A 25,121-nucleotide genomic window follows, 5' to 3' on the forward strand; every position below is an offset into this window, starting at 1 on the left:
AGGTTCTGGGGCGCCGGGGCTGGGTGGCCTTGTGGCGCTTTACTACCCTATCCCCACCCCCACCACCCCGTCAAGATATCCAACCCAAAATTTTTGGCAAGTTTTTGGCGAGAATAGCAGGGAAAAGAAGAAATAAAACTGTTTGAATATTGACATTCTGACTGCAGAGTTAATAAGATGGTTGCGAGGGTCAGGTTTCGGAGAAACTGTGATGCTGACTTTGCGCAAGCGGGAAGAGAGGGGTCATGTCAAGCTCAGTTGGCTTGATACTTACCACTCATTTTCTTTTGGAGAGTACTACGACCCTCGCTACATGGGCTTCCGGGCTTTGCGGGTGATTAACGATGACCGAATCAGCCCGAGTGCTGGCTTTCCGACCCATGGGCACCGGGACATGGAGATCGTTACCTATGTTTTGGAAGGGATCCTTGAGCATAAAGACAGCTTGGGCACGGGATCTGTGATTCGTCCTGGTGAAATTCAACGGATGACGGCAGGCACAGGGATCTGGCACAGCGAGTACAACCACTCGGCAGATGAGGAGGTTCATCTGCTGCAAATTTGGATTTTGCCGGAGCAGGAAAACCTGCAGCCCAGCTATGAACAAAAAGCGACGGGTTTGACAGAGCATCCCAATGAGTTTTGTTTAGTTGCCTCTCGAGATGGGCGCCAGGGATCCGTGATTGTGCATCAGGATGTGAATCTCTATGCGGGGTTGATTGAGCCGGGACGCACCATTCACCGACACTTGGATGAGAAGCGCTACGGATGGCTGCAGATAGCTCGGGGCGATGTGACCCTGGATGGCTTGTTTTTGCGAGAAGGAGATGGCGTGGCTATTGCTAGGGAAAGCGAGCTCAACCTTTTCAGTGAAGAAGGGGCTGAGGTGCTGCTGTTTGATTTGGCCTGAGGATGACTTTTGGCTGAATTCTGGCTGTTTGCCTTGAGCTTATAGTCGTTTTAGGCTGGGGTGAAGCGACTGAACTGCTGAGAAGAGCCTTCTGGCTCCGTACATTCAACGTTTTAGGCGCGGGTGCAGTGTCCTAGTTGGAATCGAAATGACCATAAGTCTTTTGGGATCTCAACTTTTTCTTCTGCTTTCAAGTACTTTCAGGAGGAGAAGTGGATCCCTTCTTCGAGGTTTTGCTGAGTGAATTGAGAAAGAACTTGCTGCCAAAGGTGGCCAGTCTGGGATCCCTTTCCCTTGACGTGTAGAAGGCGGGCTCCTTCCTGCTGGGGATGGGGCTGTAGGCGCAGCCAGAGGTAGGTCGCAGGCAGATGGCGGAGGTACTGGGGCCACTCAATAGCGGTGATCCCACCTTGGCTCCAAAGTTCTTCTAGCCCTAGGTCTTCTAGGAGTGTGGATTCTTTCCCACCGGCGCGAGCGGCAGAAGAGGTCTCTAGGCGGTAGAGATCGCAATGGAAAAGAGGGATCCGTCCGGTGTGGTATTCCTGCACCAGCACGAAGGTGGGGCTGTCGATGGGTTCAGGGATCCCCAAGCCCTGCCCTAGTCCCTGCACAAAGGTGGTTTTGCCGCTGCCCAGATTACCTTCGAGAAGAATGACCAAGCCGGAAGTGGAGCCGAGGCTGCGGCTGGGAGGGGGAGATTTTTGTTGACCTGAAGGGGCGAGGAAGCCAAGGGCGGCTTGAGCTACGAGGGCCCCTAGTGATTGGGTAGCAGCGGCGGATGGCAGCAGCAGAGGGGAGGCTTGCTGCCAGAGCTCTTCATTCTGTTCGCTGGCCATGGCTTACAACTCCTTTGGGGCGGGGATCCCAGGCGAGGAAGTTGCCTCGTTTGGGTGAACAGAAACGCGTTTGGGAGCTGTCAAGATTGCGGCCAGGCCTGCTCCAATGAGCAACAGGCTCACCCCCTGCGCCACCCGCAGGGATCCCAGCATGAGGCTATCGGTGCGCAGGCCTTCGATCCAGAAGCGCCCCAGGCTGTACCCCACCAGGTAGAGGCCCAAGAGGGTGCCGGGGGGAAGCTGGCGCCGGTAGCTTAAAAAGAGCAGGAGCCCGAAGAGACCAAAGTTCCAGAGGGATTCGTACAAAAAAGTGGGATGGACGCGCGATCCATCAGGCAGCTGCAGTTGTACCCACAGAGGGCTATCCGGAGGCAACACCTTTCCGTAGGCTTCGTTGTTGAAGAAGTTGCCCCAACGTCCGATCCCCTGACCAAGGCTGAGGGAGGGAACAAGGCAATCGGCTAGCAACCAAAAACTCAGCTGGTGCCGCCGGGCGAACAGGTAAAGCGCCGCACTGCCGCCGATCAAGGCACCGTGAATGGCAATGCCCCCCTGCCAGAGGGCCAAGACCTGCCACCAAGGGCCATCTCGATAGCGCTCCCATTCAAAGACCACGTAATACAGACGGGCAAAGGGCAGGGATCCAACCACCAACCACACCAGCAGATCAGGCATGGAACTGGGGGGAAGGCCACGCCGAGCTGCCAGATGGCGAGCCAGGAGCAAGCCCAACACCATTGCCAGGCCGATCAATAAGCCATACCAGCGCAGGCTGAGCGGCCCCCAACTAAACACAAACGGGCCGGGGGATTGTAAGACCAAAGTCATGACCGTGGGGACATTCCTGAGCAGATCCCTTTAGCCCACTCTACCCGCTCTGCAAGGCTATGCAGAAGACCTGCCCTCACCCCCAGCCCCTCTCCCAGAGGGAGAGGGGAGTTAGGAACCGAGGCAAGGTACGAGCTGACTGCAGTTGGAGGGAGAGGGATCCGCTCAGAGCAAGGCGACAATGTTAGAATGCAGGCTCGATTTTCCACCACGACTCCTGGGGGGGATGCGGGTTATGGCCCGGAAAGCCGCTGCTGTGAACACTGCTGATGACTCGGACAAATTGAAGTCAGAAAAACGCAAAGCCCTGGAGCAGGTGTTAAGCCAGATCGAGCGGAATTTCGGCAAAGGGGCAATCATGCGCCTGGGAGATGCCACCCAGATGCGGGTGGAGACCATACCCAGTGGGGCCATCACCCTCGACTTGGCCTTGGGCGGAGGTTACCCAAAAGGGCGGATTATCGAAGTCTTTGGGCCGGAATCTTCTGGGAAAACTTCAATTGCCCTACATGCCATCGCCGAAGTGCAAAAACAAGGGGGAACGGCAGCTTTTGTGGATGCGGAACATGCGCTGGATCCCACTTACGCAGCAGCTTTGGGGGTTGATATTCAAAACCTGTTGATCTCCCAGCCGGACACGGGGGAGGCCGCCCTGGAGATTGTCGATCAGTTGGTGCGCTCGGCAGCTGTGGATATCGTGGTGGTGGACTCGGTAGCAGCGTTGGTGCCCCGGGCTGAGATCGAAGGGGATATGGGAGATGCCCATGTGGGATTGCAGGCGCGCCTGATGAGCCAAGCGCTGCGCAAGATTGCCGGAAATGTCAGCAAAACCGGATCCATCGTTCTTTTCTTAAACCAATTGCGCTCCAAAATTGGCGGCATAGGCTATGGCCCCCAGGAGACCACCACCGGCGGCAATGCCCTTAAGTTTTATGCGTCGGTGCGGCTAGATATTCGCCGCGTTCAAACCCTGAAAAAAGGTGCGGAAGAATACGGGATCCGAGCGCGGGTCAAGGTGGTGAAAAACAAAGTTGCCCCCCCTTTCCGGCGGGCAGAATTTGACATCATTTTCGGCCAAGGGATCTCCAACATCGGCTGCATTATCGATCTGGCCGAGGAGATGGGCATTCTGAAGCGGCGCGGCTCTTGGTACAGCTACAAGGAGGAAAATGTTGCCCAAGGAAGGGACAATCTGGTTGTCTACTTGAAGGAAAACCCAGAGCTCCTAGCGGAGGTGGAAGCGGCTGTGCGGGAGAAACTTTCTGCGGGGGTGACGGTTTCCGCCAGCCGGCCGGCAGCGATGGAGGAGGGAGAGCAGGAAGAGAATGAGGATGCGGTCTTTGTAGAGGAAGAGTTCTGAGGGAGCAGCTAGCTGTTCAGGGAGCGCTTCCTGAGCGAGATCGCCGCTGGCGCAGGGCCTCGTAGAGCAACAACCCCCCCGTCATAGCGACGTTCAGAGATTCGACACCCTCGGCCATCGGGATCCGCACCTGGGCATCGGCCTGTTGGATAGTCGCTTCCCTCAGGCCAGCCCCTTCGTTGCCCAGGAGAAAAAGGGTAGGGCGGGTGAGATCTTGATCCCAGTAGCAGTTTGCTGTGGGGGAGAGGGTAGCAGCCAAGACTTGGATCCCGTGGCAACGGCAGCTCTGGATCCAGGCGGCTAGGTCGGGCACGACTTGGGGCGGACGGCGAAACCACTGGCCGGCAGAGGCCCGCAAGACTTTGGGGTTTTCGGGATCGACGCTGTCTGCGCTTAGCCAAAGGCCGTCGGCTCCTGCGGCGGCCACGACTCGGATTAGGGATCCCAAATTGCCTGGATCTTGCAGCGTTTCCACCACAAGGCCCAAACGTAACTTGGACAGGGGGGGAGAGGAAATCTGCCAACTGACGGCCACGGCCACAGCTCCTTCGGGAGACTCGGTGGTACAGAGCGCTGCCATGACTTCTGAGCTGACGGCCTGCCGCCGTAGACTCTTGGGCAGATTGGCCAGCAATTGTGGGTAACGCTCAGCCCACTCAAGCGTGTAGCAGAGAGCCTGCAGGGGCCAGCCAACTCGCAGGGCTTCTTCGATGAGGTGGGATCCCTCCACCAAAAAGGCGCCCTGTTCCCGCCGGCCTTTGCTGCGGTGCAACTGCCGCAACTTGCGGATCCAGGGGTTTTTCGGACTGGTCAGCAGTAAGGACTCCGTCCCGCTAACGCGATCAGAAACCATGGGGCAACAGTCAGTCTCTTGCTTGGAGATAATCCTTTTCTCCCTCAGGAAAGCTGAGGGTTGATGGCTCGGAGCACCTGGGAAGCACCACGATGGAAGGTTTATTTAACCGTATCGACGCAGCCGTTGGATAAAAAATCCATCCCGATCCTGCCGGTGGGGCCAGATGAGCAGGGGATCCCCTTCAGCAGCCCAATTGGGGTGGCTGTCGAGAAAGGCTTGAATGATCTCCTCGTTTTCGGCAGGGTGCAGCGTGCAGGTAGCGTACACCAACACCCCGCCCGGCTTAAGCCAACGGGCTGCCACCTGCAGAAGCTGAGCTTGCAGGTGGGCCAATTCAGGGATCCGCTCTGGAGTCTGCCGCCAGCGAGCGTCAGCATGGCGGTGCAAGGTGCCTAGGCCGGAGCAGGGGGCATCCAGCAGTACGCGGTCAGCACTCTGCCAGGGGGGCAAGGGGGCAGGGGGTAAGGACTCCGTCCCGCTGACGCGATCGGCGGCAGCGCTCAGGGATAACAGGTCGATGGCCAGGGGACGGATTGAGCTCAAGCCCAGGCGCTGCCTATTTTCCTCCAGGCGCCGCAGACGGTGGGGGTGGCGATCCAAAGCCCAGATTTCCCCCCGATCCTGCATGTGTTGGGCTATTTGGGTGGTCTTGCCGCCCGGAGCAGCGCAGCAGTCGATCACCCGCTCCCCTGGCTGGGGATCCAGGCAATGCACCACCTGCTGGGCACTGGCATCTTGAACGCTCCACCAACCCTGGGCAAAGCCGGGCAGGGCCGTGATGTCGCCAGCATGATCCTGAAGTCGCAAGGCACCCGGCACCTCGGAGATGGGGAGGGCAGGGATCCCGGCTGCTGCCAAGGCTTGAATGACTTTATTCACATCTGCCCGCAGTGGGTTGACCCGCAAATCCAGGTGGGGTGGCTGATTAAACCAAGCACACAACTGCTCCGTTTCCACCCGCCCCAGGCGCTCCCACCATAGGCTCACCAACCAGTCGGGAAAGCTGTGCCGGATCCCCAAAGCCTGAATTGGGTCGGCTGGCAGAGTGTCCTCGAGGGGCTTGAGGGGATCCTTCTCTGGCTGATCCAACACTTGCCGCTGGTAGGCGCGCAAGATGCCGTTCACCACCCCTGTCAGGGATCCCAGCCCCATCTGGCGGGCCAATTCCACGCTGGTGTGGATGGCAGCGCTGGGGGGGATGTGATCCAAAAAAGCCAGCTGGTAGAGGCCAAGGTGCAGAATGAGCCGCAAATCGGGCGGTTGCTTGTGGGCAGGACGTTGGGCAAAGCAGTCGATTAGGGCGTCGAGGGTGCGACGACGTCGGGTAACGCCGTACACCAGCTCGCTGACCAGGCGGCAGTCGGCAGGGATCAGGTGGCTGTGGGCCAACAGGTGCTCTAGCACCACGTCAGCATAGGCGTTTTGCCGCTCGATCTTCTGCAAGGCCAAGAGGGCCAGTTGACGTGCGTTCATGGTCGCCCCAAAAGGTTTTCCCATTCTCCCCCCTGGGCGATACTGGAGAAGCCCCTAAGGGATCCCAATCATGCCTTACACCAGCGCCTTCTTAGAGGTGATCCCCGCCATCGACCTTCTCCAGGGCCACGCCGTGCGCCTCTACCAGGGGGATTATGCTCAGGCGGAACAGGTGGCCGATGACCCCATCCAGCAGGCCGAAGCTTGGGCGGCACAGGGTGCCCCTCGCCTGCATGTGGTCGATCTGGACGGAGCCAAAAGCGGGGATCCAGTCAACCTGCCCATCATTGAGCGCATTGTCCGCAGCCTGGCCATCCCGGTGCAGGTGGGGGGTGGGATCCGATCCCTGGAACGGGCGCGGCAGTTGCTGGAGCTGGGGGTGGATCGGGTGATCGTTGGCACCCTAGCCGTAGAGGATCCCGACACCCTGGAGGCGATGACCCAAGCCTTGCCCGGTCGGGTTTGGGTGGGGATCGACGCTCGGCAGGGGCAAGTGGCCACCCGCGGCTGGCTGAGCACCACTCCCCTGCGGGCCACCGAATTGGTGCAACGGGTGGGGGAACAGGGCGTCGCCGGCATCATCTACACCGACATTGGCCGGGATGGCACCCTGGCCGGGCCCAATTTAGAACAGCTGCGCCAGATCCTAGCCGTCTCTCAAGTGCCTGTAATTGCTTCGGGAGGGATCGGCTCGCTGACCGATTTGCTGGCTTTGTTGAGCTTGCCCCGTTTGACAGGGGCCATTTTGGGCAAGGCCCTCTACTCAGGGGCGATCTCCTTGCAAGAGGCTTTGCAAGCAGTGGGGCCGGGCCGTTGGCAGGATCTGCCGCCGGAAACCGGATCCCAGTGGGCCTAGATGTCCACCTCGACGCCGAGCGGAAAGCAGCCTCAGCAATGCCATACTGGGCAAAATCGACAGGCAACTGCATGCAACCAACACTGGCCATCGGTGAAGGTTTTCCAAGACATTTTTGTTTTTTTGTTTTTCAGGTCATGTCCTTTCCCGCACTTCGCCCTGCTGTTCGAGCTTTACAACCCGAGTTGGTGACCTGGCGCCGCCACATCCACAAGTATCCTGAGCTGGGCTTCCAGGAGAAGCAAACCGCCGCCTACATCAGCCAGCGCCTGAAAAGCTGGGGGATCCCGCACCAGACTGGCATTGCCCACACTGGCATTGTAGCCACCATTACAGGAGAAGAGCCGGGGCCAGTCTTGGCGCTGCGGGCCGACATGGATGCCCTGCCCATTCACGAGGCTAACGAAGTTGATTACTGCTCCGCTGTCCCTAACGTCATGCACGCCTGCGGCCACGACGGCCACACCGCCATTGCTCTAGGCACCGCCAAGCTGCTGCAACAGCACCGCCACCACCTCAGGGGTACCGTCAAGGTCATTTTTCAACCTGCCGAAGAAGGCCCCGGCGGAGCCAAGCCCATGCTGGAGGCGGGGGTTCTGAAAAACCCGGATGTGGAAGCCATCCTCGGCCTACACCTGTGGAATAATCGCCCTCTGGGCACTATTGGCGTGAAAAGTGGCCCCTCGATGGCCTTTGCCGACCGCTTTCAGATTCAGGTGATCGGGCGAGGCGGACATGCTGCCCTTCCCCAACAAACAGTGGATGCCATTGTGGTGGGATCCCACATTGTCAATGCTTTGCAGACCATTGTCTCCCGCAATGTGGATCCGCTGCAGCCGGCGGTGGTGACGGTAGGCCGTTTCCGGGCCGGCGATGCCTTCAACGTTATCGCCCCAAGCGCAGAAATTTGGGGTACTGTGCGCAGTTTTCACCCTGAAGTGCGGGATTTGATCTCAAAACGTATGGAAGAAATCGTTGCCGGCATTTGCCAAGCCTACGGAGCCACCTACGAGTTTCAGTACGAACGGGGCTACCCAGCGGTTTGCAACGATCCTGCTATGGTAGCGCTGGTGGAACAAGCTGCCCGCCAGGTGTTTGGCCCAGAGGCGAGGATCATCCCAGAGATGACCATGGGCGGAGAGGATGTCTCGTTTTTCCTGAATGAGGTGCCTGGCTGCTACTTTTTCCTGGGATCCGCCAACCCCGAAAGGGGCCTGAACTACCCTCACCACCACCCCCGCTTCGACTTCGATGAGGCTGCCCTTGGCATTGGGGTAGAGCTGTTCCTGCGCTGCATTGAGAACTACACCGGGCAAGCCTTGAGTTAGCGGGAAACCTCGGCTAGGGCCTGAGCAAGTCAGCGGATCCGCTGCCGGGAAGCAGCAAGGGCTTCATAGGTTCTGGGGTGGGACGGGTAGGGGCAGGATCCCCGTCGGTGGGAATGTAGAGGGGCGTTGGGTTGGGATCCCCACCGAAGGCCAGCACAAGGGCTTCCAGCAGGGCCTGTCGCTGTTGCCGGTTCAGGGATTGTACAACGGCTTTGTCTTGGGCGTAGGGGTTGACCGTGAGGCGGTCGGCACCGGGATACCGTTGGGCGATGATTGGCTCATTGGCATCAAAATAGTCCGCCAGCGTCAGTTGCCAGTCAAAGCGGTCGGTCGGGGAGCGACCGGCCACCTGCAGATGGTAAACCATCATCCGCCGCACCAAGGTATCTTCCTCAGGCGTAGGGCCGCCGTCATTGGGGTTAATGGGGGTGTAGACGTTTTCCAGCGGCAGATCCGGCAATGCCTCGTACACCCGCCGCGCCGCTTCGGGGATCAGCCGCAACTGAGCATAGGCAGGCCCGGATCCCAGCAGAACCGCAACGGCAATGCCCAGCAAACCTGGCAAAAGGGCTTGTTTCCTCATCCTGCTCGCCCCAAAACTTGTTTCTGTGAAATGAATTGTATTGCAATCAAGCAGTGGTTTCGGATTGTAGATTTGGCAGATTCAGCGATTGAGATCAGGCCACAGTTGGAGTTTTGGGCCATTGCTAATCAATGCTGAGTCCATCCACCACCTGAGGTTGAGGACGCGGTTTGAGAGGGGCCGACTGGGCCAAGCGATCCCGTTGGTGGTGCTCTTGAGAATGCCTTTGCCAGAGGCCAAGAATATCCAACGTTTCGCCGCCATGCTGCGTATAACGCTTCCGCACTTTACATAACACGGGGGTATTGACGCACACCCCGGAGACGATCACCTGACCTTTGCTCAAGGCGGGCAATTCCTGCAACAGATCCCGCCCGGCAGCTTCAACACTGTGACGCAGATTTTCTTGATCGGAAGGGTTGACAATTCGCATCAAAAATTGGCTCATGCATTGCGACAAAATGTCCGAGTCCAACTTGCCAGGGCGTTGCGTGATCAGCCCTACTCCCAGTCCAAACTTGCGTCCTTCGCTGAGGATGGTGCGCAGCACCTGTTTGCAACGGGAAGGCTCGTGGGCAGGGGCAAACCGATGGGCCTCTTCCAGCAGAATAAAGACGGGATAAGGCAAGTAATTTTCGTCTCCCGGCTGGATCTTGCCTTTGTGGGTATTGATCCGAGCATAGTTGGCCTGGCGCAAGATGGCAGCAGCGATCACCTGCTGTTCTTCTTGGCTGATCTCATGCATTTGCAGGATGGTTACCTGCCCCGGCTCAAACAAGTCTTTGGGAGCTAGGTGTTGCAAATTGTCGAAATAGGGAGAACGGTCGATCTGTTCTAATTTCCACTCCAAAGCGGCGGCTGAGGATCCTTGGGATCCATCCTCTGCGGAATCAGCCTCGTTTACGGCATCGATTAAATCCTGAATCGTCCAGCGGAGTGGGTTAAATTGAGTTGTTCTGCGGAAGGCTTTTTCCAGAAAAGATTTTTGCCGATCGCTGGTTTCCGGCAGCAGGGTCAGAATATCAAAGAAGTTAAGAGAAGATACACGAATCTTAATTTCCTGCGGTGAAAGAACCTTGACTTTGGGTCGGTATCCATCTTCCCCAAAAAACTTGGGGTGGGACTGCATTTCTGCCAGCGTGTGGTATTCCCCGTGGGGATCGAAAATGAGGACGGCAGCTCGGTTTTTGGGCAAAAGCAGCTCTTCAATCAAAACCCCTGCTGTATAAGATTTGCCGGATCCTGTCCCCGCCAAAATGGCCAGATGGGTGCTGACCATTTCCTTGACGTCCAGTACTACGGGCACTGCTCCCTCATCGCGCAACAACAGGCTGCCTAAGTGAGCACCCCCAATGGCTGTTTCATCTCGTTTGTTCAAAATTGATTTCAGCAGACGATTGGAGGCCAGAAAAACCTTGGCACCGGGATCCGGAGCGCGGCGGGGGTTAATAAAGCCCATCTTCTGATTGAAATAGCCGATGACCTCGACGGTAACCGCATAGATTTCCGGATTGGGATGGGTGAAGCCCACCAGAGCCACAATGGTGCTGGGATCGATTTCGGTATCGGCAAAGATGCGATCGGGAATGTGATCGAGGAGTTGAACCTGGCTAATTTTGCCCAAGATTTGCAGGGTTTGCGATTGGGGATCCTGGACTTCGTAATAGACGAAATCGCCCACCTTTACCGCTTGGGTATTGGAAGTGATGAAAACATATTGGTTAGAGGTTTCTCCAGGCCCTTTGACAGTGCCAATTACCTCTGGAGAGTCCTCAGTTGGAGAGAGGTTGGCTTCTGGGTAGTGGCCATTGACGGTGATTTTTTGGGGCATCAGCGCATCGCTCCTACAGTCATTTTCCAGGCCAGTTCTTTGCTTAAGATTTGCAGGGCTCGCCGTTGAGCTGGATCGGCAAACATCGGCGTAATGTCGTTCAAGACTTGGTAGATCAAATGATTGGCAAAGTTGCCGCCGCTACTCAGCAGCAAACCATAGTAGGAAAATTGGGTTTGACCTTGGGGATCCTGGTGAAAGCGCAGGATCTCTTCCCGGCTCATGCGAAAAACCGGCGTGTTTACAGGCACCACCACGCGTGGGATCCCTTGCCGGCCACAGCGGCGCTCTTCATCCAAGGCCCCGATTAAGACCACCGAGAGTAGCGTGCGCACCTCATTCTGCAGATCGGGGGAAAAATAGGGATCCGGCTGGCTGGAAAGGCGCGGCCCAGAATTGAGGAACATCGGATTCAGGAGTTGGGTATTGTAAACCAGACCTACAGCCCAGTGTCGCCGGTCGCTTTCTAGCTTGACAAAGCTGCCGAAGCCATAGTCATCAGGAGTCGGCGGATTTTTGACTTCTAAAGCATCGTCCACCTGCACCACATAATCACAGTGATTGTTGGAGCGAACCACCTTTCCCAATCTCATCGGACTCGTCTCCGTTGTAGTTTACTCACCGTTTTCCGAGATAGCCTCAGGTTCAGCTTCTCGCGAGCGGCCCAATCTTGCATGAGGCGTAAGAAAAGGTTGCGATCCTCATTGCGAATAACGGCTATTTGATCGGCTGTCTCCAGCACATAAGGATAACCTCGCCCAATCACCACCTCACAGCGAACCAGATCCACCAACCAGTCCAACAGTCCTGCCTCATAAACCCAAACGGGTATTTCCAAGCGGGCCGGAAAGTTGTCATTGGTGCGCAGGTAAACAAACCCCACTCGCTCCCGCATTTCTTGGTAGGAGTTGAGGATCCCATCTTGGGGGTTGAGGCTGCCGCCGCGGGCACAGATGAAAAAAGGTGTGCGATCCCCCCACTCCAACCAGGGGCTGAGCAGTTGCGCATCGTGAAGCTGTGGAGCTTCGGGTAGGTCAAAACAATGCTTGAGCAACGTCACCAGATCGGAAGTGTAGGTGGTGTCTATGTAAGCCACGATAGGGATCCGGCTTTGCTCGCTGGCCCGCAAAAGCTGGAGCAAACACTGCACATAGAAATCTTGGCTTTCTGGCTCGAAGACTTCGGCAAAAGTAGCCACCAGCGCCCCGTCCAAAAAGGCCAATTTTGGGGATCCCGGTTGAGATTTTTGAATGTATTCTACAAGTCTCTCGATTTCCATTTGAAAGCGGCGCATGTTAACCATTCGCTCTTTCGGTTCGCCGCTGCTGTCGGATCCCAGGTCCCTTGGAGTCAATACATCCACTTGAATGTCTTTTTCGTACAAGCCTGTTGCACAATGATGGTTTTCATACCAGCCAATTTGCACCAGCGCCACCGGTATTGACAGATCTTTGCTGGGATAAATCTGGGATCCATCCACGGCAAAGGTGGGAATATTTTCAATGACTGATTTCGCCCACTCACGGCTTTCTTCGTAATTGGCCCATTCCTGCTCAAAAGGGATCCTCCAATTGGAGTAGCGATCCCACTCCGCAGTAGGTAAAGCGCCTGGGAAAGGGAATGGAGCTATTTTTTCGGCAATCTCTAGGCTTGACCACTGGCACAAGCTTTCCATGGCCTGCTTATAGTATTCTCTGCGCTCCGACAGCCTTTGATCAAAAGTGGCAAAGGCCTCCCGCTTCTGCTGCAGCACCGCCAGGATCCGGTCGGCTCTAAACACCATAGGCGGGATCCCTCCCTACCGACTTGGATCCGGAATGCCTTTCCACCCGAATAACATTTTCCGTCATTTGCTCAAAGGTATCGTCGTGGCTGATAACAAATAGCTGCTCAAAAGATCGCAGGTTGGTGATGGCCTCTGCCAGCCGCTGTCGCCGTTGGGCATCCATATTGGTGGTGGGCTCATCGAAAAAGGCAATATTTAGTTGTCCCAACACCTTGAGTAAAGCCAAGCGCACTGCCAAGGCCGCCGACATTTGCTCTCCCCCGGAAAGGCTGGCAAACCGTCGTTTGGGGCTGCCGGCTTCTTGAACGCGGATCTCATAATCGGCTTCCCAGGTCAGGGTGACGTTGGGACGGTTGAGAATTTCTCGGAAGAGGTGATCGGCAGTATGGTTGATCTGCTGCAGGTAGTATTGGGTAATTTGAGGGCCGGCTTTTCTATAGGTATCTCGGCTAAACTTGATAAAGCGGTGTAGGCGTTCTTTCTCAGTTTTTTCTGCCTCGACTTGCTTTAAGCTTGCCTTGGTCTGTTCCAATTGCCGCAACTTTTCCTCAATTTTGCTCAGTTGAGGAGCTAGGCTCTCCAGTCGGGCCTGGGCTTCGGCTTTTTGAATTTCGGTGGCCTGCAGAAGGGATCGAAGGCGCTCATGCTCCTGCGGTTGATACAGAGCAGCCAAGGGATCCCGTGCTGCGCGAAGTTGGGAGAGTTGAGCTTGCAGTTGCTGCCGTTGGGCGTTCAGCTCGGCCAGCTCTTGTTCCCGTTGGGGAAGCAATTTGGCGATGGGTTCTGCCTGCAGATAGCGCTCGTGATCTAAACGGTATCGTTCGCGTTCTTCCTGCAGGGATCCCAGCTCTCGATCCAGATGCTCCGTTTGGCATAGGGCCTCCTCGATAGGGTTGAGTGCTGCTTCCAAATCCTGAAGCTGCTGCAGGCAGTCGGCCTGCATTTGTAAATACTGCTTTTCCTGTTTTAGCTCTGCTTTGAGCCGTTCGGCTTGACTTCTGGGATCCCCCAGAGATTTTAAGGTTTTGGCGGCTTTTTCAATTTGGGCTTGCAGGTTATCTTTGGATCCCTCTGTTTGTTCCCAGCGGTCGATCTGGGCTTGTTTTTCTTGCTTGGCTTTCTGGATTTGATCTAGGGCCAACTGGGCCGCTTGGAGTTCATCTTGCCGTCGGGGCAAACTTTGGGCAAGAGGCTGCATGCGGATAAAGGTCTCGTAGTTGTTGCGGTGCCGGCCTTGTTCTTCCCGCAAAGCTGCAATTCTTTCATCCAGATCTGAAAGCGGTTGCAGCTGCTCTTCTAGGGCTTGTATCTGCTGTTGGAGTTGCTGAACATGGGCCGCTATTTGTTGATATTCTTGCTCAACCCTAGACTTGCGGCTGAGATCTCTTTCCAAGCGCTGGATTTGCCCTCTGGGATCCCCCAGTTCTTGCAGCGCCTGGCCAATTTCCTGTTGTTGCCGAAGGAAGGTGGGCTCAGCCTCAAGATCCCAGTGAAGATCATCAATTCTGCTTTGTCGTTCGGCTTGCAACTGCAGCAGTTGCTGAATTTGGGCTTGTAAATCGGGTATTTGTGCGGTTAGGCCGAGCAAGGGTTGCAAAGTCCTGAGTTGTTTTTGGATGTTGGACAACTGCTGACGAAGTTGGGGCTCGGAAGTTTGGGGAGCCAGATCCTGCAAAATCTGATGGATGGACTGGAGCAACTGTTGGCTGAGTGCTGAAGATCGAGTGAGTACCTCTGGGATCCGCTGCCACAGAGATTGAAGTTGGGGATAGTTGTGTCGCTGCGCTTCCAATTCGTCCAGAAGTTGCCGGATGCTGTGATGGTGTTGAGCCAATTGATCCGAGCCCTGCTCAAAAAGGGCTTGTAGCTCCTGTTGAAATTGACGAGCTGCGGCAATGCGGCTGAGCTGAGTTTGCAATCGCTCCTGTTGAGTTTCGAGCGCAGGAATGGCGGCTACCCGCTCCAAATCCGCCTGCCGTTGTCTCAGTTGGAGCTGCAGTTGTTGCAATTGGACTTGGCCTTGTTCCTGCTCCGTTTCCCGTTGTTTGAGTTCAAGGCGCAGAGCCTGAAAGGAAGCTAACTTCTGGCCCAGTTGGGAGTGGCGCTGCTCCAGGGAGGCCTGCCGTTCACACAGGGGTTGCAGCTCAAGTTTTTCCGCCTCCATTTTTTGGAAGATCTGGAGTTGTTGCTGATATTCGGATCCCTGCAGCTCCAATCGATGCAGTTGATGTTGCAAAGTTTCCCGTTGAGCCAGTAAAGTTTGTCGGGTTCGCCGCAGCGCTTCCTGCTCTGCAATGAGGGTTTCCAACTGCAAATAACGGTTGTAGGTCAATTGATGCTGCCGACATATGGCCTGGGCCTGTTCAGCTTCTTGCACTCGGCTTTGTAGCAGTTGACAGCGCTCGGCGTGGGCTGCCCATTCTGCCTGGAGCTGTTCCCATTCGCGGTGCAGGTGTAGCAACGTGTTGAGCTGTTGAGTCCAATAGGTCTGCTGACGCTCTAGCTCCTCTTGGGCCTGAATTTGCGGGGTTAGCTCCTCTAGCTCCTGCTTCCAGCGCTGCTGTTGGCTTAACTTTTCTTGAAGTCTTGCCAATTGGTTTTCGATATGCTGCTTTTGCGAGAGCAAAGCATCCCGCTGTTTCAGCCACTCCAAGCGTTGCTGTTGCTGTTTTTCCAGCTCCCGCAAGCGAGCTTCTGTGGCCAAAAAATGCTGAGATCCCTCCCAGTATTGCTGTTGCTGCGCTTGAGCTTGCCTGGCCTCTGCCCATAACTTTTCTGCCTGCTCAAGAGATACCTGAAGCAGGGATCCCTTTTGCTCCAGTTGGGCAATCTGGTGATCTAAAGTTTGGATTTGCTCAAGCCATTTCTCCAGTCGCTCGATCTCAAGCTTAACCTGATCCAGAGTGTGGATCGATTGACTCAAGCGCTCTTGCCAATAACTCAGTTCTTGTTGGATTTTCTGCCGCTCCGCTTGCAGCGGATCCCACTCCTGTAGCTGTTGGCGGAGCAATTCAATTTGATGATTAATGGCCTGAATCTGCGCCTCGCTGTATTTTTCGACCGCCAACAGGTCTTTGGCCACCTGCTGGTACTCTTCCACCTTTAAGATGCGATCGAAAACTTCTTTGCGATCTCGACCGGTTTTGAGAAAGTCTGCCGTGAAAGTCCCTTGGGGCACCCCAATCGTTGTGGCAAAGAGCCGCGCCAGGTCGGTACCGGCAGGTACGCCCAAATGTTGCCTCAGCCACGGCAGCACATCGGACTTGCGCTCATACTCTAGGCGCTGCTTCAGCTGGGGATCAAAGAGACGATATCCCTGCGTTACGCTGCGGCGAACATCGTAGGTGCGCTGATCCCATTGGGAGATAAATTGCACAGTCACCACTGCGTCGTTGGCCCCGGAGCGAATGATTTCTTCTTGGCTGTAGGGGCAGTAGTCGAACAAAACCCAGGCAATGGCTTCCAAAATGCTGGTCTTGCCCGCTCCGTTTTCTCCGCAAATGGCGTTAATACCTGGCTCAAACGTGAAGACGGCATCCTCATGAGATTTGAAGTTTTGTAAAGCGAGAGAGAGGATCCGCATAATCAGTCTTCTGCTCCCCAAAAAGCTCCCCTTAGGTGAGCATACACTTCAGATTCTCCTTGCCCATCCAAAACCTTTTCTTTAAGATCCAGAAGCAGCCGCGCTAGCTCTTCACTGCGTTTGCGGTAGTGGGCATGGCTGCTCAGCAGATCCCTGTAGATTTTCTCTTCGATTTGTAGCCTCTGCCCCTCTTCTTCCAAGGAAAGGGCAGCCGACCCGAGCTCTAAAGTATTGGCCTCAAAACGAAACAGAACCAGCAAGGCGCCGGTAAGCTGCTGAATTTGACACTGTAGGGCGCGGCTATCCAGCTCATGCTTGGCGAACCCCACCTGTCCCACCAGCCGCAACTCCACCATCGGCTCCATCTCACTTTCCTGAAGGCGGGATCCCTTAGCCAAGGCAATGGCTGCTGCGGCAATCTGTTCGGGGGTTTCTCTGCCCTTGGCCTCCAGATAGAGCCGGCGGCGGGGCCGCTGATGGTAATCCTGCACCAACTCCGCTTGGGGTGGGCCATCTCCCCAGCGGACGCGATAGGCCCCCCGTTGGAAGTCCCATTCGGCAGTGCTGTTGGCCTCCAGGGATCCCGGGTTGAAGATCCACCCCCCCTCGGAATAGCTTTTGTGAATGTGTCCCAAGGCCAGGTAGCCCACTCCCGCCTCCCGCAAGGGCAACAGATCCCGGTAGCGCAAAGCGCCTTGGTAACGGGCAATTTGGCCTTCTAGACCGTGGTGGAACATCAACACCACCCGTTCTGGGCCGGGGGGCAACCGTCGAATGGCCGCCGCCAACTGCTCAATCGACCTGGGAGCTGCCGATCCGTACCACTGGGATCCGATCACCCGCACCCCACAGGGCAAATCCAGATACCCTCCCCGCCGGCCCGACCAGGGACGCAGCTCCAGTCCTTCTTCCCCTTCCTCAGGCTCCAGCAATATCAGCTCCCCGTGATCGGCCAAGTACCTCAGCCAACTGGTTTTCACGCCATAGGGGCGATTGTCGTGGTTGCCCTCGATGGCCAACACCGGAATCCCGGCCTGCTGCAGCTCCCGCAAGACGATCTGGGCTTGGTTGAGAACGCCGGGCTGAATCTGCCGATGCTCGAACAGATCTCCGGCGATGAGCACAAAGTCCACCGGATCCTGAATGGCATAGCGCCGGACAACATCCCGAAAAGCCAAAAAGAAGTCCTTGCTCCGCTCCGGGCTGTCGTAGCGGTCATAGCCCAGATGCACATCGGCCAGGTGTAAAAATGTGCAGGTTGAGCAGGCCATCCCCAGAGCACCTCGGCAAATTGTCCACAGTTTAGCAAACCCATCTTGTTCCCTACCCAAGATATAGGGATCCCTTCCTCTCAATCATCGGGTTCGCCCCGGCTATCTCCACTAGGGGTAGGTGCCGACTGAGGATCTGAGGAAACCCTGGAATGGACGGCTGCCCAAGAGTTCTCTCAGGTGGAATCGATTAAATCCAGGATATTGTGCTTCATCTTGTTGCAAATGTTATCGAGGGGCAGATCATTGGGATCCCGGCCGAAGGGGTTTTCAATTTCGATGCCGATCTCTTCAACGCCAAACAACATAAAGCTCAGCCATCCCACAATGGGGCCGGTCATCCAACCCAAACCTTCCACCATCTGAAACGGCAAAGATAAACAGTAGAGCAATAACAACTGCTTCAAGTGCAGGGCATAAGCCATGGGCATTGGGGTCACGAGAATGCGCTCGCAAGCCCCCAGCGCATCCACCATGCTGTTGAGCCGCTCCACCATGATCGTGAGCTGGTAGACCTCAACGCGGCCCTTTTGGTATTGGCGCTGCAGATAATCTCCAATCCAAAAGGCAATCTGCAAAGGGGGATGGTTGAGGCTTTGGAGACGTTGCAACTGCTCCGGGCTGAGGAGGGGCTGAATCTCATCCAGCAAAGGTTCCTGGCGCAAGTGCTGTTTCATGGCCATGGCAAAGGCGGGCAACAGATATAGAGTTTGGATCTTCTCTTCCCGGTCGCCGGGTTGCTTTTCTTCAATGGCTACCCAAATCAGGCGGGCCAAATTGCGCACGTCATTCACCACGGATCCCCAGGCTTTCCGCCCCTCCCAGAACCGTTCGTAGGCGGTGTTTGTCCGAAACACTAGCATCAAACCCAAAACGATGTTGGGCACAAACGCCACCAACGACGACAGCGCCAGGGGCAGCCCCAACTTATACAGAATCGAAACCAGCACCCCGGCCAAGCCGCAGATAAAGGCGCGGGGAAGCACTGCCGGTACAACTGATCCTTGCAACTGCAGGGCCAGGCGAAACCAACGCAGCCCCTCTCCTGCAAGATACTTGCGAAGAACCATAGTGCAGCGTCGGCAAGCTTGCCCTCTGATCCTACAGCCACTCCTACAGCCACGGCCTGCCGCCCTAGAGGGGATCCCTTGCCCGACCATCCTGAAAAGCGACGAGGGTAGCCTGTTAGAGATTTTTCAGTTCGAGATTCTGTAAACGTCAAGAGATGCCCAGGCAAACTTCACGAACAACTTCCAAAACCCCAAGTTACTGTGGTAGACTCTCCGCCAGGCAACGAATTCAACGCTGTTCTGCGACGCCCCAACATGGCTGGAGTCCTCAAGCTCGACATTCGGGAATCGGCTGAAGAGCTCAAATCTCTACTAAGCAAGCAGTCCACACCGACCGGCAAGGAGCGGGTTCAAGCTCTTTACCTGCTCAAGATTGGGAAAGTCAAGACGATGACAGGCTTGGCTGAAATTCTGGGGCGGGACATCTCAACGATTTTTCGATGGTTTCAACGCTACAAGGCCAAGGGGCTAGAGGGCATGTTGACGGTGCCCCGCAACCAAGGGCGCAAACCCCTCATCCCCAAGCCGGTTTTGGAAATCCTCAAGCAGGAGCTGCATCAGCCTGGCCGATTCCGTACCTACAGCGACATCCGCGAATGGCTGCGGGAAACGCACGGTGTGGATGCCTCCTACAAAGTTGTGCATGAAACTGTTCGCTACCGTCTCAAGGTGCGCTTGCGGGGATCCCATGCTAAGCGGCGCAAGAGCGGGGGACAAACTCCCCAGCCATCCCCCCATCTCTCTTGATCAGGGCTGGGCAGCAGGGATCCAGAAACTGCTCTGCAGCAGAGGCGGGCCTGTGGGGGATTCGCTTCCTCCTGCCGGTTCAAGGGTGACGAGAAGGCGGGTCGGCTGCTCAGAATGGATGGGTTGACTGAGCCACTGCAGGGATCCTTCCCCGTTGACGGCAAAAGTGCCGGCGTTTTCCAGCAGTCGTCCCCCTCCCTGGACATCCGACTCCAGCCACAGTTGATAGGTGCTCCCTGGGGGGGCGGGAGCCATCTCCGAGGCCAATAGCAGCACCTGCTTGGCATGGGGCGACCAGAGGGCTTGCACCAACAGGGGAGTGCTGAAGCTGGGATCCCGCAGCAGGGTTCGCTGCACCTGCGGTTGTCGTTGCCACTCTTGATAGAGCTGTTGAAGCGCCGCTGACTCTCCCTCGATGGGGGATCCCCACTGCCAGCGCAGCCGCCAGTAGGCCGCTGTTATGGCCAGCGCGTAGATCCCCAATACCGCCAGGCTGCCCCAGAGAAGACGTTGGGGCCACAGGGGAGCCGAAGTTTGAATGGAGAGGGGGGCAGGTAGCCAAGCCCAACGCCGCAGCCGTTCCCTAGCCTGAAAGGCTGTCAACTCGTAGAGCCACAGAGCCACTGAGCGATCCCGCTGCAGGTCAAAGGCATTGGCGTGTTTCCAGCAGAACTCGAACACCTGCCGCACCACCTCTTCCGCCTGGTGAGGTTGCTTGAGAATGGCCAAGGCAATATCCAGCAGGCGCTTCTGATAGCGATCCTTGAGCAAAAAGTGGCTGCGGCGATCCCGCAGTTGGATCTGGCGCATTAACTGGAAATCGGTCAGCTCAGCCATACACCTCTGGGGCATCCGATGAGCCCATCCAGGCTGATCCTGGCTCAGCCGGTAGCGCCGGGCCGGGAAACTTTCCAGAACTATACACTAGCCCTGGATCTGGCTCCCTTGCGAGCTGACTTCACCTCTCATCCAAAGCTGGCTTGGATCCCCCCTCTCGACAAGATCCCCAGTTGCGGCAGCACGTCCCTGGCAGAAGTTGGGATCCCACCCCTCTCCGCGACCCTCAGGCGGCATCTTTCTCAACCACCTTCTCCGCCTTTTCTGCGCCGGCAGGCTCGTCATCGCTGCTGGGGTTGTTCATCTCTTGTTTGAAACTCCGCAACGCTTTGCCAAAGGCGCTGCCCAACTCCGGTAGCTTCTTGGGGCCAAACACGACCACCGCGATCACCCCAATCACGGCCAGCTCTGGCAGGCCCATGCCGAAGATGCTCACGGCCAGGATAGGTTCGCTCGGCAGCAGGATAGTCATAAGTCCCCAAACCCTGAAAGGTAGAACAGACGGATCAACCCAGCTTGCAAGGGATCCATCCGTCCCACTCTAACAAGTTCTTCTCCCATGCAGAAAGGGTGTGGAAAGGGATCCCCTTCTCCCATCCTGCCCCCGGCCCACTCAAGACATAGGATGGTGCTATCTTTTGCCGATTCCTGGGATCCCTTGCCCGATTCTCCTCTTGCCCGATTCTCCTGTTTAAAAGTTTAAAAAAAGCCATGCCTGTCCCCTACGATATTGTGGTCATCGGCGCCGGTGCAGCGGGTTTGGTGGTGGCCAGCGCTGCTGCCCAACTGAAGGCCAAGGTGCTGCTGGTGGAAGGAAGCGACCGCCTGGGCGGCGATTGTCTCTGGCATGGCTGTGTGCCCAGCAAAGCCCTTCTTCACGTGGCCCATACCGTCCATCGGATGCGCCAGGCCATGGCTGCCGGTTGGGTAACTCTCCCTGGCCCAGCAGGGATCTCGGTGGATTACCTCAAGGTGTACGAACACATTCGCTCTGCCCAGAGCTACATCGCCAACCACGCCGATTCGCCAGATCGCTTCCGCCAACTGGGGGTGGAACTGGTGTTTGCCAAGGGCCGCTTTGTGGATGGGCGCACCTTTGAGGTGGCAGGACGGCAGGTACAGGCGCGGGCTTTTGTCATCGCCACCGGATCCCGTCCTTGGGTTCCCCCCTTGCCGGGCTTGGCCGAGGCGGGCTATCTGACCAACGAATCGATCTTTGACTTGACCCGTTTGCCCAAATCGGTGGCGGTGATTGGGGCGGGGCCGGTAGGCTGCGAGTTAAGCCAAGCTCTGGCCCGTCTGGGATCCGAGGTGACCCTCATTGCCAGCCGCGAGCGCATCTTGCCCAAGGAGGATCCCGAAGCCGCCCAGGTGGTGCAGCAACAGTTGGCCCAAGATGGGATCCGCATCCTCACCCGGGTACGCGCCACAGCAGTTGGCCAAGAGCAAGGGGCAAAGCTGCTTTCCCTAAAGGCCAATTCCGGGGCAGGCTCCGCCGCTACAGGTGACCCGGTGATCCGCGCAGAAGAGATTTTGGTGGCCGCCGGTCGGATCCCGAACGTGGAAGGGCTGGGTCTAGAAGCCGCCGGCGTGCAGTACACCCCCCAAGGGATCCAGGTGAATGCCAAGCTGCAAACCCGCAATCCCCGCATCTACGCCTGTGGGGATGTCATCGGCGGGCCGCAATTTACCCATGTGGCGGCCTACGAAGCGGCAGTGGCCCTGGTCAATGCCCTGTTTTTCCCCCTCAGCCAAGCGCGTTATCGTGTCATTCCTTGGGCCATCTTCACCGAGCCGGAGCTGGCCCGTGTGGGCCTCACCGAAAGCGAAGCCCGGCAGCAATACGGCAAGGATGTGGTGGTGCTCAAACAGGAGTTTGCCGATGTGGATCGGGCCCAGGCAGAAGCCGCCCCCCTGGGCTTTGCCAAGTTGATCTGTCGACGCAACGGCCAGATTTTGGGGGCGCACCTGGTGGGATCCCAGGCGGGAGAGCTGATTCATGAAGTGGTTTTGGCCATGAGCCGGCGGCTGCCCGTCTCTGCCCTGACCGGGATCCACATCTACCCCACCCGCTCGGAGGTGAATGCCAAGGCGGCCCTGCAGCACCGCAGGCAACAATTGGCCACCAACCCCCGCCTGCAGAACTTCTTGCAGGGATTCTTTGCCTGGAGGCGGGCCTGGAGCTGACAGCGCAAACTGGGGGTCAGCCACCGCTAGACTAGAATGGTCATTTACTGAGGGTTCCCGATGGGCTTTCTCCTGTCTGCCGAACAAGTGGGTCAGTTTGTTTCCAACCAATGGCAGGATCCCTATGCCGTTTTGGGCCCCCAGCAGATAGAAGAGGCCGGGAAATCCTTTGGGTTGGTGCGCGCCCTTGTGCCCAATGCTCGGCAGGTTTGGCTGGTGGAACGCGCCACTGGACAGGCTTACCCGATGCAGCCGCTGCACCCGGAAACGCTATTCGAGCTGCGCTTTGAGCCGGGAACCCCTCTGCCGGACTATTTTTTGCGGGCCCAACGGGTCTGGGATCCCCAAGGGGAACACTTGGAAGAATGGGAGGATCCCTACCGCTTTCCCTTGGAGAAGGTCAACCACATTGGCGAGCTGGATCGCTACTTGTTCAACGAGGGAAATCACCACCGCATTTACGACAAGCTGGGCGCCCATCCCATCACGGTGCATGGGGTGAAGGGGGTGCATTTCGCCGTCTGGGCTCCCAATGCCCGCAACGTCAGCGTTATCGGCGATTTTAACCACTGGGACGGGCGCCAACACCAGATGAAGCGGCTGGGTGAAAGCGGCATCTGGGCGGTGTTCATCCCCGGCGTAGGGCCAGGCGCCATCTACAAGTACGAGGTGAAAACTTCCTGGGGGGATATCTACGAAAAATCGGATCCCTATGGCTTTCAACAGGAGGTGCGCCCCAAAACCGGCTCCATCGTAGCCGACCTCAACACCTACACCTGGCACGACCAAGCCTGGCTGGAAAAACGCGCCGCCACCGATCCCCTGCGCTCGCCGATTTCGGTTTACGAGGTGCATCTGGGATCCTGGATGCACGCCTCGGCTGAAGATCCACCTGCCGAAGGGCAAAGTGTGCTGGTGGACCAAAAGCCCAATACTCGCTTCCTCACCTACCGCGAGCTGGCGGACAAGCTAATCCCCTATGTGAAGGAGCTGGGCTTTACCCACATCGAGCTGTTGCCGGTGGCAGAACACCCCTTCGATGGCTCTTGGGGCTATCAGGTGATCGGCTACTATGCCGTAACATCCCGCTATGGATCCCCGCAAGACTTTATGTATTTTGTCGATCGGGCTCACCAGGCCGGGATCGGCGTGATTGTCGATTGGGTGCCTGGGCATTTCCCCAAAGATGGGCATGGGCTGGCTTTTTTCGACGGTACTCACCTGTACGAATACGCCGACCCTCGCAAAGGTGAGCACAAAGGCTGGGGCACTTTGGTTTTTAATTATGGCCGCAACGAGGTGCGCAATTATCTGGTGGCCAATGCCCTTTTTTGGTTCGAGAAATACCACATCGATGGGATCCGGGTGGACGCGGTGGCCTCGATGCTTTATCTGGATTATGACCGCAAAGAGTGGATCCCCAACCCCTACGGCGGGCGGGAACACCTCGAAGCCATCGACTTTTTCCGGCAGCTCAATACCCTCATTTTCAAATACAACCCCGGTGCACTTTCCATTGCCGAAGAATCTACCGCTTGGCCGATGGTAACTTGGCCGACCCATGTGGGTGGGCTGGGCTTCAACTTGAAGTGGAACATGGGTTGGATGCACGACATGTTGGATTATTTCCACATGGATCCCTGGTTCCGCCAGTTCCATCCCCATTTGGTTACCTTCAGCCTCATGTATGCCTTCAGCGAAAATTACATGCTGGCCTTTTCTCACGATGAGGTGGTGCATGGCAAGAGCCACATGTTGGGCAAAATGCCGGGGGATCATTGGCATAAGTTCGCCAGCCTGCGGGCTTTATACGGCTACATGTTCACCCACCCTGGCAAGAAAACCTTGTTCATGAGCATGGAGTTTGGCCAGTGGAATGAGTGGAACGTTTGGGCAGATCTGGACTGGGGGCTGCTGCAGTATGAACCCCACGCCAAGTTGCGCCACTACGTGGCCAGCCTGAATCACCTGTTGCGCTCTGAGCCTGCCCTGTATACCCAAGACACCAAGCCAGAAGGGTTCCGCTGGATTGACTGCAGCGATCATCGCGGCATTGTTTCCTTCATCCGCTATGGGGAGGATCCCAGTGAGTGGGTGGTGGTGGTTTGTAACTTCACGCCGGTGGTCTGGCCCAATTACCGCATTGGGGTACCGGAACGAGGTTTTTATCGAGAGCTGCTCAACAGCGATGCTGTGGAGTTTTGGGGCAGCGGGGTAGGCAATTTGGGGGGCAAGTGGACAGACGACTGGGCCTACCACAACTTGCCCTACTCCCTCGAGCTCTGCCTGCCGCAACTTTCTACCTTGGTGCTGAAATGGCAGCCGCCGCAGCCGGTCGAGTCCCAGAATTGACACCCTGCTGGCTTCCTTCCGCCGCACTGGGAGGACGGGTCTGGAGACTTCGTTTTTTGGCCATTTGTAGTCCTTTCAAGCTGGATTGAGACAATCCCCAAGCGCTCCATACCGCTTCCGAGATCACCCCCAGTCCTCTTCCCAGAGGGAGAGGGGAGTTGGGAAGCAATGGGATGGAAATGTTTCATTTCGTTTCATTCTTATTTAAAATGACTGTGGGCGTGGGTGCAGTGTTCTAGTTTGAATCGAAATGACCATAAGGCAGACATAACTGAGTGCTACGGGCAGGTTTTTTCTGAGAGGATTTCAGCAATGGCCGCAGCCACCCGCTCTTGTTGACAGGTGGTCAACTCAGGAAAACACGGCAAAGACAACACCTGAGCCGCACATAGCTCGGCATTGGGCAGATCCCCCCGCCTGTAGCCCA

21 protein-coding genes are annotated in these 25,121 nt (G+C 56.8%); 7 read left to right on the top strand and 14 right to left on the bottom strand.

All coding sequences use genetic code 11. From position 1 onward, the window contains the following. Positions 1-211: 211 nt before the first annotated feature. On the top strand, positions 212-910 hold the full coding sequence (locus tag ACVWZG_RS12460) for a pirin family protein (protein WP_457395535.1): 699 nt from the start codon (positions 212-214) through the stop codon (positions 908-910). 200 nt (positions 911-1,110) lie between these two features. Here ACVWZG_RS12460 and tsaE read toward each other — a convergent pair whose 3' ends face one another. Together tsaE and lgt are read right to left on the bottom strand one after the other, a co-directional pair. Next, positions 1,111-1,746, bottom strand: a complete 636-nt coding sequence (gene tsaE, locus ACVWZG_RS12465; RefSeq protein ID WP_414341851.1) for a tRNA (adenosine(37)-N6)-threonylcarbamoyltransferase complex ATPase subunit type 1 TsaE — start codon at positions 1,744-1,746, stop codon at positions 1,111-1,113. Between the two features lie 3 nt (positions 1,747-1,749). Beyond that, entirely contained in the window at positions 1,750-2,574 is an 825-nt protein-coding gene (gene lgt, locus ACVWZG_RS12470; protein ID WP_457395532.1) for a prolipoprotein diacylglyceryl transferase, read from the bottom strand. Positions 2,575-2,809: 235 nt separating this feature from the next. On the opposite strand from lgt, the gene recA reads away from it, so the two are divergent. Next, positions 2,810-3,934 carry a recombinase RecA gene (recA, locus tag ACVWZG_RS12475; RefSeq protein ID WP_414331989.1) on the top strand — a complete coding sequence of 375 codons (1,125 nt, stop codon included), beginning with the start codon at positions 2,810-2,812 and terminating at the stop codon, positions 3,932-3,934. A 16-nt stretch (positions 3,935-3,950) separates the two neighbouring features. Here the strand turns inward: recA and ACVWZG_RS12480 are convergent, their stop codons facing one another. Together ACVWZG_RS12480 and ACVWZG_RS12485 are read right to left on the bottom strand one after the other, a co-directional pair. Beyond that, a complete protein-coding gene (locus ACVWZG_RS12480) occupies positions 3,951-4,787 on the bottom strand; it encodes a TrmH family RNA methyltransferase (protein WP_457395529.1) in 837 nt (278 codons plus the stop codon). 105 nt (positions 4,788-4,892) lie between these two features. Beyond that, positions 4,893-6,263: a 16S rRNA (cytosine(967)-C(5))-methyltransferase gene (locus ACVWZG_RS12485; RefSeq protein WP_457407269.1), complete on the bottom strand. Its 1,371-nt coding sequence runs from the start codon at positions 6,261-6,263 to the stop codon at positions 4,893-4,895. Positions 6,264-6,333: 70 nt separating this feature from the next. Here ACVWZG_RS12485 and hisA point away from each other — a divergent pair, with 70 nt between their 5' ends. Further along, a complete protein-coding gene (gene hisA / locus ACVWZG_RS12490; RefSeq protein ID WP_457407267.1) occupies positions 6,334-7,119 on the top strand; it encodes a 1-(5-phosphoribosyl)-5-[(5-phosphoribosylamino)methylideneamino]imidazole-4-carboxamide isomerase in 786 nt (261 codons plus the stop codon). A 137-nt stretch (positions 7,120-7,256) separates the two neighbouring features. Beyond that, positions 7,257-8,447, top strand: coding sequence for a M20 metallopeptidase family protein (locus ACVWZG_RS12495; RefSeq protein WP_457395526.1), 1,191 nt, complete (start codon positions 7,257-7,259; stop codon positions 8,445-8,447). A gap of 13 nt (positions 8,448-8,460) precedes the next feature. Here the strand turns inward: ACVWZG_RS12495 and ACVWZG_RS12500 are convergent, their stop codons facing one another. The 7 genes from ACVWZG_RS12500 to ACVWZG_RS12530 all read right to left on the bottom strand — a co-directional run bounded on the left by ACVWZG_RS12500 (position 8,461) and on the right by ACVWZG_RS12530 (position 18,571). Beyond that, positions 8,461-9,030, bottom strand: a complete 570-nt coding sequence (locus tag ACVWZG_RS12500) for a hypothetical protein (protein WP_414329892.1) — start codon at positions 9,028-9,030, stop codon at positions 8,461-8,463. 124 nt (positions 9,031-9,154) lie between these two features. After that, positions 9,155-10,861, bottom strand: a complete 1,707-nt coding sequence (locus tag ACVWZG_RS12505; protein WP_457407265.1) for an ATP-binding protein — start codon at positions 10,859-10,861, stop codon at positions 9,155-9,157. Next, positions 10,861-11,454 (bottom strand): hypothetical protein, encoded by a 594-nt coding sequence (locus ACVWZG_RS12510; RefSeq protein WP_414341843.1) that lies wholly within the window; start codon positions 11,452-11,454, stop codon positions 10,861-10,863. Before ACVWZG_RS12510 ends, ACVWZG_RS12505 begins: the two co-directional genes overlap by 1 nt. Further along, the gene (locus ACVWZG_RS12515) at positions 11,451-12,644 is read right to left on the bottom strand and encodes a DNA double-strand break repair nuclease NurA (protein WP_457407263.1); all 1,194 of its coding nucleotides are present in this window, start codon (positions 12,642-12,644) and stop codon (positions 11,451-11,453) included. The genes ACVWZG_RS12510 and ACVWZG_RS12515 overlap by 4 nt, the downstream gene beginning before the upstream one ends. Then, positions 12,634-16,230 (bottom strand): AAA family ATPase, encoded by a 3,597-nt coding sequence (locus tag ACVWZG_RS12520; protein ID WP_457415409.1) that lies wholly within the window; start codon positions 16,228-16,230, stop codon positions 12,634-12,636. The genes ACVWZG_RS12515 and ACVWZG_RS12520 overlap by 11 nt, the downstream gene beginning before the upstream one ends. 2 nt (positions 16,231-16,232) lie before the next feature. Beyond that, positions 16,233-17,501, bottom strand: coding sequence for a metallophosphoesterase family protein (locus ACVWZG_RS12525; protein WP_457407259.1), 1,269 nt, complete (start codon positions 17,499-17,501; stop codon positions 16,233-16,235). 176 nt (positions 17,502-17,677) lie between these two features. Then, positions 17,678-18,571 carry a bestrophin family protein gene (locus tag ACVWZG_RS12530; RefSeq protein ID WP_457407258.1) on the bottom strand — a complete coding sequence of 298 codons (894 nt, stop codon included), beginning with the start codon at positions 18,569-18,571 and terminating at the stop codon, positions 17,678-17,680. 255 nt (positions 18,572-18,826) lie between these two features. On the opposite strand from ACVWZG_RS12530, the gene ACVWZG_RS12535 reads away from it, so the two are divergent. Then, positions 18,827-19,318 (top strand): helix-turn-helix domain-containing protein, encoded by a 492-nt coding sequence (locus tag ACVWZG_RS12535; RefSeq protein WP_011433561.1) that lies wholly within the window; start codon positions 18,827-18,829, stop codon positions 19,316-19,318. Here ACVWZG_RS12535 and ACVWZG_RS12540 read toward each other — a convergent pair whose 3' ends face one another. Continuing rightward, a complete protein-coding gene (locus tag ACVWZG_RS12540; protein ID WP_457407255.1) occupies positions 19,319-20,155 on the bottom strand; it encodes an anti-sigma factor domain-containing protein in 837 nt (278 codons plus the stop codon). 226 nt (positions 20,156-20,381) lie between these two features. Beyond that, on the bottom strand, positions 20,382-20,627 hold the full coding sequence (tatA, locus tag ACVWZG_RS12545; protein WP_414356913.1) for a twin-arginine translocase TatA/TatE family subunit: 246 nt from the start codon (positions 20,625-20,627) through the stop codon (positions 20,382-20,384). Between the two features lie 239 nt (positions 20,628-20,866). Here tatA and ACVWZG_RS12550 point away from each other — a divergent pair, with 239 nt between their 5' ends. Together ACVWZG_RS12550 and glgB are read left to right on the top strand one after the other, a co-directional pair. After that, on the top strand, positions 20,867-22,342 hold the full coding sequence (locus ACVWZG_RS12550) for a dihydrolipoyl dehydrogenase family protein (RefSeq protein WP_457407253.1): 1,476 nt from the start codon (positions 20,867-20,869) through the stop codon (positions 22,340-22,342). A gap of 60 nt (positions 22,343-22,402) precedes the next feature. Continuing rightward, positions 22,403-24,694 (top strand): 1,4-alpha-glucan branching protein GlgB, encoded by a 2,292-nt coding sequence (glgB, locus tag ACVWZG_RS12555; RefSeq protein ID WP_457407251.1) that lies wholly within the window; start codon positions 22,403-22,405, stop codon positions 24,692-24,694. A 278-nt stretch (positions 24,695-24,972) separates the two neighbouring features. Here the strand turns inward: glgB and ACVWZG_RS12560 are convergent. Beyond that, positions 24,973-25,121: DegT/DnrJ/EryC1/StrS family aminotransferase (locus ACVWZG_RS12560; RefSeq protein ID WP_457395538.1), on the bottom strand; the 149-nt coding region annotated here is incomplete at its 5' end.

This window comes from Thermostichus sp. OS-CIW-33 (assembly GCF_054059615.1).

Bases quoted from the DNA above. Each gene is read 5' to 3' on its own strand.
- ACVWZG_RS12460 (WP_457395535.1), top strand. From the start codon at position 212: ATGCTGACTTTGCGCAAGCGGGAAGAGAGGGGTCATGTCAAGCTCAGT.
- tsaE (WP_414341851.1), bottom strand. From the start codon at position 1,746: ATGGCCAGCGAACAGAATGAAGAGCTCTGGCAGCAAGCCTCCCCTCTG.
- lgt (WP_457395532.1), bottom strand. From the start codon at position 2,574: ATGACTTTGGTCTTACAATCCCCCGGCCCGTTTGTGTTTAGTTGGGGG.
- recA (WP_414331989.1), top strand. From the start codon at position 2,810: ATGGCCCGGAAAGCCGCTGCTGTGAACACTGCTGATGACTCGGACAAA.
- ACVWZG_RS12480 (WP_457395529.1), bottom strand. From the start codon at position 4,787: ATGGTTTCTGATCGCGTTAGCGGGACGGAGTCCTTACTGCTGACCAGT.
- ACVWZG_RS12485 (WP_457407269.1), bottom strand. From the start codon at position 6,263: ATGAACGCACGTCAACTGGCCCTCTTGGCCTTGCAGAAGATCGAGCGG.
- hisA (WP_457407267.1), top strand. From the start codon at position 6,334: ATGCCTTACACCAGCGCCTTCTTAGAGGTGATCCCCGCCATCGACCTT.
- ACVWZG_RS12495 (WP_457395526.1), top strand. From the start codon at position 7,257: ATGTCCTTTCCCGCACTTCGCCCTGCTGTTCGAGCTTTACAACCCGAG.
- ACVWZG_RS12500 (WP_414329892.1), bottom strand. From the start codon at position 9,030: ATGAGGAAACAAGCCCTTTTGCCAGGTTTGCTGGGCATTGCCGTTGCG.
- ACVWZG_RS12505 (WP_457407265.1), bottom strand. From the start codon at position 10,861: ATGCCCCAAAAAATCACCGTCAATGGCCACTACCCAGAAGCCAACCTC.
- ACVWZG_RS12510 (WP_414341843.1), bottom strand. From the start codon at position 11,454: ATGAGATTGGGAAAGGTGGTTCGCTCCAACAATCACTGTGATTATGTG.
- ACVWZG_RS12515 (WP_457407263.1), bottom strand. From the start codon at position 12,644: ATGGTGTTTAGAGCCGACCGGATCCTGGCGGTGCTGCAGCAGAAGCGG.
- ACVWZG_RS12520 (WP_457415409.1), bottom strand. From the start codon at position 16,230: ATGCGGATCCTCTCTCTCGCTTTACAAAACTTCAAATCTCATGAGGAT.
- ACVWZG_RS12525 (WP_457407259.1), bottom strand. From the start codon at position 17,501: ATGGCCTGCTCAACCTGCACATTTTTACACCTGGCCGATGTGCATCTG.
- ACVWZG_RS12530 (WP_457407258.1), bottom strand. From the start codon at position 18,571: ATGGTTCTTCGCAAGTATCTTGCAGGAGAGGGGCTGCGTTGGTTTCGC.
- ACVWZG_RS12535 (WP_011433561.1), top strand. From the start codon at position 18,827: ATGGCTGGAGTCCTCAAGCTCGACATTCGGGAATCGGCTGAAGAGCTC.
- ACVWZG_RS12540 (WP_457407255.1), bottom strand. From the start codon at position 20,155: ATGGCTGAGCTGACCGATTTCCAGTTAATGCGCCAGATCCAACTGCGG.
- tatA (WP_414356913.1), bottom strand. From the start codon at position 20,627: ATGACTATCCTGCTGCCGAGCGAACCTATCCTGGCCGTGAGCATCTTC.
- ACVWZG_RS12550 (WP_457407253.1), top strand. From the start codon at position 20,867: ATGCCTGTCCCCTACGATATTGTGGTCATCGGCGCCGGTGCAGCGGGT.
- glgB (WP_457407251.1), top strand. From the start codon at position 22,403: ATGGGCTTTCTCCTGTCTGCCGAACAAGTGGGTCAGTTTGTTTCCAAC.